This is a genomic window from Klebsiella grimontii, assembly GCF_900200035.1.
Lineage (GTDB): Bacteria > Pseudomonadota > Gammaproteobacteria > Enterobacterales > Enterobacteriaceae > Klebsiella > Klebsiella grimontii.
This window is the reverse complement of record NZ_FZTC01000029.1, coordinates 21,230-33,371: the sequence shown is the minus strand read 5'-3', so window position 1 is coordinate 33,371 and position 12,142 is coordinate 21,230. Positions and strand designations below refer to the sequence as shown.

Here is a 12,142-nt window from a genome sequence, read left to right as displayed (position 1 = left end):
ATCCACAGGGTATAACCAATAATAGATCCCAATATGATCCAAGATCTAACCCAAATAAAACCTAAAGGATCCCCGCTCCTTCATCCCATTGATTATATGAGAAAAATCGTCACTTTTTTACATCGTTCGTATGGGATTTTGACACCGTTCGTACGTGATTTTGTCATTGGTAGGTTGAAATTAGTCATCGTTTGTATGTATTTTTAACATCGTTGATATGATATTAGGTACTCGTTCGTACGTTTGCACAAGGATAGCCTGTGAAGAAAGTAAACCAAGAAATATCTAAAGATATCAGTGGGAAGGGTGATTTTTCTTTTGAAGTGACAGGACAAACAGGCAAAGTTACTCACTTCGCACCTGGGAACACAGGCACTGTCCAACCCGTTGCGCTGCTAAGACTAGGGGTATTTGTCCCGACTCCCTTGGCTACTGGCAAAACACGTTCCATTGATAAAGTCGTGACTATGGACGTGTCAAACGAGCTCCAGCATATGGAGGTCGCTTCCAGTGAAGGGTACAAGGAGATCTCCCTATCTAGCCCCCGGCTGGATATGAACACCGATTTTCGAGTCTGGCTGGGAATTGTCAGGACGATTCACGATTTTAACGATGTCTCAGTTTCGGGAAGAATAAAATTACCATTCTCAACGTTCCTCAAAAACTGTGGATTTGACCCGGCACGATCGAATAAGCACATGAAAGCGCGTATCGACGCCTCGATGGTTAAGCTAAGAATGGTGACCTTTCAGTTCAGAAACGAAGATTCCACGCTTACTACCGGCCTGATAAACTGGGCACGTTATAACATCAAAACAAATGAGATCGAGATAGAAGGTGACCCCCGCATCAAAGAGCTTTACGCGATTGATTATAAGGTTTTTTTGCGGCTTAAGGCACTGGACAGCTTACAACGAAAAGAGTCTGCACAGGCGTTGTATACCTATCTGGCGAGCTTGCCGAAGAACCCGGCTCCAATCAGCATGAAACGATTCCGAGACCGACTGCGGTTAACTTCCCGCGTCTCCGCTCAGAATGAAATTATACGGCGCTCACTTCATGAGCTACATGAGATAGGTTATCTGCAATACCATGAAGAGAAGGTCGGTAGAAACATCAAATTTCATATCCTAAAAAGAAGCCCATCTCTCGGTGCGAAAAAGGAACCTATTCTGGCACCCGCACAAAATGACCCGATCCTGGATGACCCGTTGCTTGAAAAACTGAAAATGATGAAAGCAGCTGGGTTTACCGGCGAAGAGATTGCTGCAGTTCTTGTTTCCATCGATAAGATGAAAAAGATAAACGGCAAGAATAATGATGAAGAGGCTGAAGACGCGGATTTTAGCGAGGAGTGAGACTGCTCAACTAACAGAGGGAGACTTGGATTTCTGAAACTACACGGGAAGCGCTTCCCTACCGTTCAGGGATGCCATGAGACTCGTTCATTTTCTGATTGCCTTCCTTCGGACGCAAAAAAACCTGGGGCATACCCCATCTAACTATCAAAACGTCATCGTTCGTACGTTCAAGGTCTCCGGATGCGTGTATCCGGACCTATTGTCATCGTTCGTACGTTAACGTACTTTGCTCGTCAAAAATACTCCCGACAAAAAGGCAAATGCCAGGAACGTTCTGGAACAAAACAGATTGTATGGATTGATGATTAAATTAATAAAAATCAATTGGATATATTGTCGCGAGCTACATATACACCTTCCCTTCACTCATACTGTCTTCTAAAGACAGTTCCCGCTATCACTAGCGCAACGCAAAAAGTCATCGTTCGTACGTATGAGCGATGACAAAATGGATCAGAATCATTGTTCTACTGAACAGAAAATCTGATAACAGATGTGTGCGGAACTAGTCTCCGGCCTAAACCCTTAACATTCAGCGTTATTTAATTGGTATTGATACTCGTACGGCGGTACTCCCTTACTCAAAAGTAACTTTTCATATTTGCCCGATGCGTTGTCCTGTTTAAAACTCATCAGAGTTTTCCAGACAGCGCGCTTTAGAGATTCAATCTTCCACCACTTAACTGGGACTAAAAGTTACTTTTGGCGATAAGCCCTGTCAGAGCAGCTGATCCCATTTCGTCGTGCATCCGGACGAACATATAAATGAGAGATAGGACTGAGCAAGGCATCGAAGGCCATAAATGAGTCTTCACTTGTACGTCTGGCTTGTCCTGGCCTCAATTGATCACTCAAGGCTTATCACAATCAAAAGTAACTTTTTTAAACTAACCCACCAGATGTAGCACCGGAATGTCGTTGCTCATCACAGGTTGAACAATTTTACAATGTGCTGAAATAATTTTTCGGAACTATGGGACTTTTTGGGAAGGATATAGGAAATAAACTCATTAGATATCAATACTGTATAAATAAACAGTGCGTCGATGATGCAGTAATCGATCTTCAAACTTTCAGTGAGGAAAAGAAATAACTTAAACAGTCCGTTACTGCTAGGAAGTCAGGGAAATGCTTTTAGATGGATGGTTATAATGAGTATTATTTAGATAGTTTAACTTCCGGGCGAGGTAACAAAATGAATAACATGAAACATTTACCACTCAAAGACACCCTTGTTGTGGGTATTCCCGCATTGCTGTTTATGGCGTTGCTTTACTCACTTAAAAGCAACTTTCCAGAGGTAGTCGAGCTTATAGGTACTTTAGTCGTTTTTATCATAACACCAGCCCTGGTTGCTCTGTTGGCAATAATAAGACGGGGAGCTTTCATGTTCTTTGCCGGAGCTCTCGTTACACAGGTGCTTACCGCTTGTCTGGTTTATCTTGTTTCTACCCGGGACATTAGCGAATCACTGGGCCTTGGAGCGTGTGCAATCGTGATTTACGTAATTGGTCTGTCGAAATTTGAAGATATCAACTCATAGGTAAAATAGGCAAATAAGCATAACTCAGCACATTAGTGCTGGCGGGTTTTACTTCCATCAGCACAATTTCATCTCAACATTGTAGCTTCAGTCTCTTCATTCATTTTATTCTAAAATCACTGAATGTTTATGAAACTAAAAGGATTTTTATTTCTAAATATTAACTTTGGGGGTTTACACAACGTTTAAATCTGTATAATTGTTCCTGTTGATTAGGAAGTAAAAGAAGGTGTAGAACGCTTATGGGGGGGAGAGGAAGCTGTCGGAGAACACGTAGCCTGCGTTGCGTACCTTGCTACGAAAAGAACTGGCACCGGGCCAGAGCAGGGCTCGATTATACTGGTTGGGAAGACGTCTCGGTCGAGGAAGCCAAAGGTACCGGCTATGTCTGTCGATGCAGGCAATGTGGACATGAATACATATCTTACTCATCTGCTGCGCGTCGTGTGCATCAATACCTGATGATAAGGAAAACAGGCATACTTGGCATTCAGGGAAAATAAATTTTCTACAAAGGGTAATTCATCTACATAACTAAGAAATTTATTTGTGCTTCAGGATACAATTTTGTTGTATTCAGGTCTTGCACGGATGTTATGAACAAACTATGTGCCGGTCACAAGATTCTATGTCCTTATATAGTTAATAAGGAATTATATCGGAGCAGCGAAGGTATATGATCCCTACTATTGAACCATTTCTGTATGGAAGGAATATTTCTGATATTTCGGAAAAACATTTCGCGCCCTGGTTTTGCCCTAATGATGAATACCCAGTTCTGGTGCTGGCCTCAACGATCACTGTCCCTGATTCACCCTCACAGGACTGGTTTCTCGGGGAAGAACAATGTGGAGGGTACAGTTGTAACCAGTTCCAGGCTGCGGTGTTACCGCTAAAAATACTCCCAGAAAAAATTGTGGTACTGGAGCAGGTTGCAGGCGAAGTATTTTGTCCAAAATCCCTCGACTATTTTAACTTTGATAGCGATGAGGTTCGACAATGTATCCGTCGGGATTACCAGTCATTTGTTATGTCTGCCGGGTTAACGTGCTCGGATGACAATGCGCTTCTTTTGACACAACCGCTATACCCCCTGGATGCGTCTGAATCAAACCTCAGGGCTTTAACCTCAGATCAGATCAATCTCGACAGACTTAATGTCAGTAATGGATTGGTCCTTTTTGTTGTGGGGGTGAACTGCGACTGAGAGCAAAGAAGGGTAGTCACACAATACACGAACTGCACATCAACCAATAAAAGTAACTTTTGAGGTAAAAATGAAGAACATTAAACGCGAAGCATTACTGGTGCCCATCATCGGCCTGCTGATTCTGTCTTATCATATGGGCTATTTCCTCTCGGATTGGGCGTTCTGGCAGGTATACGGGATCCTGGCTGTGGCCTATTTTATATGCCACATTGGACTGAAGAAAAAAGAAGCAAAAGATGCTGACCAAACGGGTGACGCAACCGGACAGTAAACAATTCCAGTGATGGCCTGGACTTTCATAATTCTGGGCCACACGATTTTGCTGATACACGTTAACTCAGAAAAGGAATCTTATGAGCAGCATGACAGTTTCATTTTATAGTCAGAAACACTACCAAAACTCAACTGAAGCTATCAAGTCAAGGGCGACGGTATCAATTGAGATCTGTTGTAATCCCAGCCTGAACAAACTTATGGCTATCTCAGAGGCTATCTGCACGTGCGCAGGCATTGAGCCATCGGTTGGTATCATTGTCGATGATGCTCTCACAGAGGACATTAGTGAGGGTGAGAGTATCTGTGTGGCCTTCTATAACCACAACAAGTACAAAACTGCTGATGCGGCTAGTCAAGCAGATGCTATCAGGCGCGTGAATCTGGATTTTTCCTTAACTCTTAATGATTTGCACATGATTATGGGTGCTGTAAGTCGATGTGCCGCTATTGATAATGTAATCGGTATTGCATTCCCTACGGCGACGGTTATTGATATTGGGCATTCCGGGCAATCTATGGACCAGAAAAGCATGCTGCATTCTTAAAACTCACTCGCAAAAGTTACTTTTGCATGGAGGTGCTTATGCTTTTTCGGAAATTGGTGCTGTTGGGTGGGGGCTGTATCTTACTTCTGGCCTATCACGGAGGCTATTTATTACGTAACTGGCCTTGGTTGTTTTATTACGGGATGATCGCATGGTTGTTTTCATTTAGCTGGCATCTTTTCATTACCCGTAACGCAACTTTTGAACCGGGAACGATAAAGAACGAAGAGAAATCATTACCCATCTTGGGTCAACCCCAGACTCATCGGTATAAACAGAATGATAGTAGTGATTCTTCACTGATTATGCATAGCGCTTATTATTCATCAACAAGCAACAATCATGCGGAAAGCATCATTAACAATGGTGCCGATTGCCGTAATTCGGATACTTCAGATTCAGGATGCGGTGGGGGTTATTAACAGTCAAGGATGAATAATTAATTTTCTCACAAATCAGTAGATAAGGAGGAGATATGGTATACACAGGAATAACCGATCACGCCAGACTCAGACTTATGCAGCGTTCCCGACTTCCCCTGCATGTACTCACTGATATGATCGACAAAAGGGAATATGTCGATTTGGGTTCAAAGCCAGGAATATTAAAAAAACATATACTGATTTATAGTCGCCTGGATGAAGGTTGGTACGTACTAATCAGGGATATAACATCTGGATGTATCGTTACGGTATTACCGGAGAATTATCATGATTCATCATTTATTAAAATCAACGAGTCAGATAAGAAATCTGCATATGATTTAGCATTTAAAGTAAGAGCTTTGCGCCCAGAATTAATTAGTATAAACCTTTGTTATAATGATTTCGATGGTTACCGGCACTCGAAAAATATTTATTCCATACCGATTTCACAGGTGGAAGTGTCGCAAGAGTCATTTTTAAAGTCAAAGTTTATAAAACTGCTTAAAAGAAAGATAAGGGAAAATAATGCACGTGGACTTTTCTTTGATGAACACACCATAGAGCCAGGGTATACGCCGCTGTTCCTGAACGTGAGGTTCAGTCCGGATAAATACAAAATATTATATTTCTGATTACAGGAGCACATCAATGAATGACAGGGCGGTTTTTTTAAATATCCATGGAGAAGATAAGACCCCATTTATTACCGAGGTAGAAATGCTTATTGGGGGAGTTCCACGGCTCATGTATCCAGATGGCACCGAGCAATTCGCGGACGATGAAACCGAGACAGTCCTGATTTATTCACCTCGACTGACCGAACCAGAACTTGAAGCCTTTTGTAAATCGAATATTGAGCATTACCAGGCTTTTCACGAGGCTAATTTAAAGAAACTACTTAGGGGAGACCGCGTAGCGATAACCCAGTTTTGGCTTGAATAAACTAAGCTGCTAGATCTGCAACGTTTTGGAGGGAATCATGTATCTGCATCTTGTTCCAACGCTATACCACATTATTTCAAATAAATGCCAACTTGAATCAGTGACGATCCCGGAATTGGAATTCGAGATTAAAGGTGATGCGCTTTCATGCGGAAGACCGTATCCAAATAAACGGCTTAATGTTGGCATGCTAAAAAACCGGAAAGCCATGGTTGGGTTGCTTCTTGAATATGACAAGCAAATCAGTCAATTTACAACGGAATATAAATGGGCTATTGAAAACATTGGCGTTGTTCAGCACAATATTAAAACGATTGTGCTGGACAGTGAATTTGACCTTATTTCGCAATGCATAGGGTTAAATATTGGCCTGGATGAATGGAAACCAAGACTCCATCCCTCTTATCAAAAAGTCGCACCCGTTAAAATACAACCTATGATGGAATCATACCGAACCGGCGAAGCGGTTAATAAATTGCAGCATGATGTATGGGCGAATAATGCTCTACTGTTCAGGACAGAGACATTGCTTTTGCATACTTTGGAATCAGAAAGACTCTCTAAGTATAGTTTTTTCATCGACAGGCTTCCTCAATTAGATTCTAAGATTTGCATCTGAATTAATTCAAAAAGCTCCGATTTTATTGAGGGGCTTTCCACCCCAAAGATACACCAATTTTAATTATACCCAATAAATCCACAACTATACCTCGAAATACAATCAGAAAAAAATTCACGATTTCAAATTGTTTCGCAGAGTCTGTTAAAGCAACTTTAAGTAACACCATAATCACTGAGTGATTTTAGTTTTATTCTGCTCTCCAGTTTTTATATTTATCGTAAACACTACGGCATCATAATCTCATGATTTTAGAATCTGAACGCTCACACTCCAAAAAGTAACTTTTCTATTAAAATTTTAAAAATAGGGGGTTGATGAGGTGATAAAAAAAGGTATCCTGGTTTCATCGAACAACACTTTGAATACTAGCCTTATCTACCCGGGAGTTTTATATGTCCGTAGAAAATACACTGACTGCTGAGCTAAACACATCAGAGAACACAGGGGAAATTATTCCTTCTGTTGCTATTGATTTAATTATTGCTCAACGCACAGCTGGGATTGCGGCGTTTATGGAAGGTTTAGAGAAACTCAGAGAAGCGGAACAGCTGTTTGCCGCTGCGGCTGAAAAGGACTGGTTCTCGGGGCTGGATGAGATCGTTGCGACCGGCAGGCGTTGTCATAAAGAAAATGATATAGAGGCTGTCCGACGCCGGGTGGCTCGTTGCGTTGATAGCAGTATCTGGACACGCTTGATGACCCAGACTGGGATGTTTACGTTGATGAGCAGTGAGCAACATGACAAATGGAATGACCAGCTATACAGCGAAGAATGCCCGGAAGTCACCCTAGACAATGTCATCAGTACGTTTCAGCATCTTCATGCCTCGAAAAATGAAACTTTTGTTACTGGTATTATTGATGTTTTCCGTAATCTGTCCTGGGACTACAAAACAAATAATCCCTGCCGTCTGAGCAAGAAAATTATCCTCGAAGGTGTATTGTCCATAAATGTGTCACGAACCCGATATGCTTCGGTCAGGTCTAATGCTCAGAACTGGATTAACGATCTCGCTCGTGCTTTTTGCCTGCTCGACAAGAAAAACGTGCCAGATTCCCGGGTTGCTGAAGGAAGCCAGTACAGGGATTTTATTAGCCTAAACAGCTATACGTTAGAAGGTGTATTTAGCTGTGAGTGGTTCACTATTAAATCCTTCTGGAAAGGTTCAGCTCATGTGACTTTCACACGCCCTGACCTCGTTGAAAAAATTAATGAGATTATGGCTAGTCGATACCCTGACGCTCTACCATCCAGAGTCTGAAAAATACACCCACTTATTTAAACATACAAGACTAATTGTTAAGGTAACCTGACATGACTATTGAAATTAAAGAAAACTACACCACCGCTGTTATCAGCACCGCGCACATTGCTAAAGAAGATACCGAGTTATTAACGGATGCCAGTTATAATCCACGTACAGATAGTGGACGTAGCTGGATTCACGTAAACGAATATGGTTTTATTATTCGGACCAGCGTTGAAAATCCGGGGTGGAAACAGCTTTTACGAGATGATGGTATCTCATGGCCTACAATTGAAAATATCGAAAAAGTACTTAAAGCAGGGTACGAATGTGTTCATTTTGACCGTGACGCAGAAATCGTAGATGGTCTGCTGGCGTGGGACTGGTAACAACTCATTACTAAGGACTCTCAACCTATCTGGCCGAGGTCTAAATGTTATGGGTAGTATAGAAAAACAAGGAGTCGGAAATGGGCAAAGAACACGGGTGTAATTCAGTTCAGCCGGATTTACCAGCCACCGATAATGGCGGTCGACATGAAGTTATTGTCACCGGCTGTGTTACAAAAATCGGTAGAGGGATTCATTTCTGTAATAATGAGCTTCTCAGTGGTGCTAATCATAATCTCTGGTTCCCGTTGAACTCTGACGACGACTGGTTTTCCGGAATTGAACGTGTGCTGGTAATGAATGGGGTGGCAGAGAATGTCGTTAAACTCAGTCCTCTTAATGACGGGAAAGACTATCACGACTGGAAAGTGATTTATAACTGCCGTGTCGTCTGACTACCTGGAAAGTAACTTTTTATATGTTTTTACCGGTTGCGCCAGGGAGTCATTGAATCTATTAATCTAGCGAAATTTTTTTGCCCCACCTTGCATGTGAATCTTATGTGCAGGGCCGATACCTGTTTTAGTGCAGGATAAATTTTTTCCGGAATGCCATCGTTGCTATCACACATACCGAGGATATTTTTAATGTTTAATCAAACTGAAAAGTCTATTGCCCAGATCGTGGAGTACATTCCCAGGGCCTGCCGTGATATGCAGTTAAAAGAGGCCAAGGCACGGCTTGCTACAAAAATTGCACTTTATATTGTTGACGGCAGTGATGCAGGGGTGCTCAACAATACCTTCGCTCGGGCACTCAACAGTCACACAAAGGAGGCATTCTTTGCAAACGTTGCTGCTCAGGTTGTTTATAATGACCCCTTATTACCATCAGAGTAAAAATAATCACGCTGTTACTATTCTGATTATCATATTCTCGCTGTAGTTCTCCAGTGATTATGGATGGTATGACGTATAAAATATTAATAGGGGTTGATTTAAGACTCGAAATTGCTATCCTGGTGGTAACAATAATAGAATTCACGTAGTGAAAGAGACAGGCAAATGAGCGCTCATATTCGTAACTTTAGTTGGAACCGCGTTAAACTGTCTACACTCACTTACGGCGAGTTAGACCAACTCAAAAAGAAAGTCGAAGAAGAACATGCCTGTAATAATGGGATCTACCTATATGACAAATCTGGGTTGAAAAAACTGGACGCTTTGAGTTGGGCTGTTTATCACAAAATGAAAGCAGAGAAAAAGGCAAAGCAGGGATAGTTAAGTTTACTGTCATAAATATAAATTCTCTTTTTGTTGCGCATAACCTGAAAATGCGCCCAACAGGCCGTTTTAAAAATGTTCTTCGTTTATACTATGACAAAAAGCTTCTTGGTTCTAACGCACAGATTGGTTACGTCAGGAAGCTCTGATTATAAATCGTGCACACAAAGAATTTACCTGCTTTTTGGGCCCAGTATCTTCAGGGTGCATTCTATATAACCAGGCAATAAGGATCCGCTTTATGTTAATAAAATGCATCAAAGACACTGAGGGTTGGTGGACCGAGGGCGAATATTACGAAGCCAGAGTTGTAAGTGGCGGTTTTGCGCTAGTTGGCGATGATGATGAACCAGACGGAGAAGGTTGGAGCGCAACGCCTATAGATAACAAGGACGACGGCTCGATAATTTACGCCTTAGGCGGTATCGATGGCGAAGTTCTATTTGAGGAAAGCGCAGTATGAAATTTGCGAAGTTCTGTGAACTGGTGACAACCATATGGGCAAACAAAATCAACCAGCGCCGCGATCCTGAAGTCACGATCCTAATCCACTCTCCGGGTAGTATCGGAGCAACACCATCAGTAGAAGTCGAGTCCATTCAGGCTGGATTCGACTGGGATGCCGGTCAGGTGTTGATTTACCCGGCACAGCCTTTGACCACGCTGACGCCAGAACAGGTAGCGGACATTACCACAAGCGTGCGCAAAGGCCAGTCCTGGCACGCCTATGAGGCTTACAAGAAGCATAAAGCCGCAATGGAAGCCGCCGCGATTGAGTATGCGAAGGTAGCAGGGCAACGTGATGAATTACTGACAGCCCTGGAAGGACTTTCTGCTGCTTGCGACACCGGCGAGCGCGACCAGGATGGAAAACAGCGTGGACTCGCCATTCCTGACAAACACTCTGTATGGGCAGCGCATGAGGCCATCGCCCGCGCAAAAGGTAGTCCAGCATGAAAACTGATATCACCGTACTGCCGCCTAAAATTAACAATGGCGTACTCCGACGTTGGAATGCTCAGCGTGGGCAAAGAAATGGCAGGGGGGGGAGATATAAACGCTTCCCTTCAGTTCACAACTTGAACAAGTGGATCGTTGATCGTTTGATCTCAGAAATTATCGGTGAGGACAGAGATGCCTGATATCACTGAACTGACACAAGATGAAATCAATGCTGCGTTGGCACAGCTGAAGCTGATCAGTGAATTCCCCACACCTTCTACTCAATACGCACGGGTCGTACGAAAATATATTGCAACGCTGGTGGAGGCACAGAAGAAGGCGCATTCAGTGATGAGTGGAGTCGTAACCGCAGCCTGTATCCGGGGAGTCAGACCATTTGATGGAATTGAGTGCGATCCCCCAACTCTGGAAGAAAATGCGGAAGCGTGTGGCGATGCCATGTCTGCTCGAATCAGAGAACTGGAATCTAACCCACCAAAACCTAAGGAATTAGCCGAAGCGCTTTTTCTGATTGCAACTTTACGTGAGCAAAGCGACGGTTGGGAGCGTAAAGCCATTAACAGTTTCGCTGAGCGTACGCAGATGTTCCAGCGCATTGCCGAGTTGGAAAAGAGAAACCAAGAACTGGAGTCAGGGCTGTTAATTCCAGCCGAAGTTGTGCGACTGGACCGAGCATCTGGCATGAACGCTGAGGCAAGTTGTGTCGACAGGAACAAGCCTGGAAAGATTGTGGCGGTGCACATAGATGCCGGTGACTTTGTTAATGTTAATGGTCTGATATTAAGGGTAATTGAAACCGATTTTGACGACCACGACGTAACTTTATATTTGGCTGGTGGTCAAGAGTTTAAATGTGCTGCTGGTTACCAGATAGAAGTGGTCCCTGTACCAGAGGATGAGGAGTAATGGCTAAGCGCGATTTTATCCCTGCTGGCGCGACCTGCTGGCAGGGCGGTTGTTGTACTCACAGGGGGATTACCCGTCGCCATCGTTATGTCACAGGTGGGGATGGGAGGAAGTTCGAATCGTGCTCCTATACTGACGACTGGTACGCACTTGGCGACACGATAGACTCGTTCGGGAAGCCATACAGGTATCGAATAACTGGCGAGAAAGCCACGGCCCTAACGCAGTTCTGCATTGACAACTTAAAGTCAGACGGAGCCAACCAATGACCAAATATGAAGTGCTCGATTTAAAAATAATGAACAAAATTGGTGGGCAACCAACGCCATTTTCCAGTGTGTACGTCAGGGATGTAGCTGAGGAATGCAAAAAAATCGCGGCTGAAGAGAACAAGCCGGAACCGTTCAGAATCCTTGACCGCAGACTGCAAGCACTACGTAAGGCAGGGCAAATCCGTAGCACCTCTAAAGGTTGGGTGAGGGCTTAACAA

18 protein-coding genes are annotated in these 12,142 nt (G+C 43.3%); all 18 read left to right on the top strand.

Annotated elements, in window-relative coordinates:
* Positions 1 to 260: 260 nt before the first annotated feature.
* On the top strand, positions 261 to 1,358 hold the full coding sequence (locus KOSB73_RS25015; RefSeq protein WP_009654211.1) for a RepB family plasmid replication initiator protein: 1,098 nt from the start codon (positions 261 to 263) through the stop codon (positions 1,356 to 1,358).
* Positions 1,359 to 2,556: 1,198 nt separating this feature from the next.
* Positions 2,557 to 2,904 carry a hypothetical protein gene (locus KOSB73_RS25010; protein ID WP_094645179.1) on the top strand — a complete coding sequence of 116 codons (348 nt, stop codon included), beginning with the start codon at positions 2,557 to 2,559 and terminating at the stop codon, positions 2,902 to 2,904.
* 676 nt (positions 2,905 to 3,580) lie between these two features.
* On the top strand, positions 3,581 to 4,111 hold the full coding sequence (locus KOSB73_RS25005; RefSeq protein WP_009654212.1) for a hypothetical protein: 531 nt from the start codon (positions 3,581 to 3,583) through the stop codon (positions 4,109 to 4,111).
* 70 nt (positions 4,112 to 4,181) lie between these two features.
* Positions 4,182 to 4,385, top strand: a complete 204-nt coding sequence (locus KOSB73_RS25000) for a hypothetical protein (RefSeq protein ID WP_009654220.1) — start codon at positions 4,182 to 4,184, stop codon at positions 4,383 to 4,385.
* A gap of 82 nt (positions 4,386 to 4,467) precedes the next feature.
* On the top strand, positions 4,468 to 4,935 hold the full coding sequence (locus KOSB73_RS24995) for a hypothetical protein (protein ID WP_098141139.1): 468 nt from the start codon (positions 4,468 to 4,470) through the stop codon (positions 4,933 to 4,935).
* Positions 4,936 to 4,973: 38 nt separating this feature from the next.
* Positions 4,974 to 5,357, top strand: a complete 384-nt coding sequence (locus tag KOSB73_RS30735) for a hypothetical protein (protein WP_133116578.1) — start codon at positions 4,974 to 4,976, stop codon at positions 5,355 to 5,357.
* A 53-nt stretch (positions 5,358 to 5,410) separates the two neighbouring features.
* On the top strand, positions 5,411 to 5,992 hold the full coding sequence (locus tag KOSB73_RS24990; protein WP_042928356.1) for a hypothetical protein: 582 nt from the start codon (positions 5,411 to 5,413) through the stop codon (positions 5,990 to 5,992).
* Between the two features lie 16 nt (positions 5,993 to 6,008).
* Positions 6,009 to 6,302: a hypothetical protein gene (locus KOSB73_RS24985; protein ID WP_042928358.1), complete on the top strand. Its 294-nt coding sequence runs from the start codon at positions 6,009 to 6,011 to the stop codon at positions 6,300 to 6,302.
* Between the two features lie 37 nt (positions 6,303 to 6,339).
* Positions 6,340 to 6,921 (top strand): DUF6012 family protein, encoded by a 582-nt coding sequence (locus KOSB73_RS24980; protein ID WP_009654198.1) that lies wholly within the window; start codon positions 6,340 to 6,342, stop codon positions 6,919 to 6,921.
* Between the two features lie 395 nt (positions 6,922 to 7,316).
* Complete coding sequence (locus KOSB73_RS24975) at positions 7,317 to 8,186, top strand: DUF4942 domain-containing protein (RefSeq protein WP_009654232.1); 870 nt, start codon at positions 7,317 to 7,319, stop codon at positions 8,184 to 8,186.
* A 53-nt stretch (positions 8,187 to 8,239) separates the two neighbouring features.
* Entirely contained in the window at positions 8,240 to 8,560 is a 321-nt protein-coding gene (locus KOSB73_RS24970) for a DUF5983 family protein (protein WP_009654224.1), read from the top strand.
* A gap of 80 nt (positions 8,561 to 8,640) precedes the next feature.
* Positions 8,641 to 8,955, top strand: a complete 315-nt coding sequence (locus tag KOSB73_RS24965; protein ID WP_042928360.1) for a hypothetical protein — start codon at positions 8,641 to 8,643, stop codon at positions 8,953 to 8,955.
* Between the two features lie 192 nt (positions 8,956 to 9,147).
* Positions 9,148 to 9,399, top strand: a complete 252-nt coding sequence (locus KOSB73_RS24960; protein ID WP_042928361.1) for a hypothetical protein — start codon at positions 9,148 to 9,150, stop codon at positions 9,397 to 9,399.
* Positions 9,400 to 9,564: 165 nt separating this feature from the next.
* Positions 9,565 to 9,780 (top strand): hypothetical protein, encoded by a 216-nt coding sequence (locus KOSB73_RS24955; RefSeq protein ID WP_042928363.1) that lies wholly within the window; start codon positions 9,565 to 9,567, stop codon positions 9,778 to 9,780.
* A gap of 244 nt (positions 9,781 to 10,024) precedes the next feature.
* Positions 10,025 to 10,246: a hypothetical protein gene (locus KOSB73_RS24950; RefSeq protein WP_042928365.1), complete on the top strand. Its 222-nt coding sequence runs from the start codon at positions 10,025 to 10,027 to the stop codon at positions 10,244 to 10,246.
* Positions 10,243 to 10,740, top strand: a complete 498-nt coding sequence (locus KOSB73_RS31550; RefSeq protein WP_064371378.1) for a hypothetical protein — start codon at positions 10,243 to 10,245, stop codon at positions 10,738 to 10,740. Before KOSB73_RS24950 ends, KOSB73_RS31550 begins: the two co-directional genes overlap by 4 nt.
* A 177-nt stretch (positions 10,741 to 10,917) precedes the next feature.
* Complete coding sequence (locus KOSB73_RS24935; protein WP_064371376.1) at positions 10,918 to 11,652, top strand: hypothetical protein; 735 nt, start codon at positions 10,918 to 10,920, stop codon at positions 11,650 to 11,652.
* Between the two features lie 265 nt (positions 11,653 to 11,917).
* A complete protein-coding gene (locus KOSB73_RS24925) occupies positions 11,918 to 12,139 on the top strand; it encodes a hypothetical protein (protein ID WP_042928367.1) in 222 nt (73 codons plus the stop codon).
* The last annotated feature ends 3 nt before the right edge of the window (positions 12,140 to 12,142 follow it).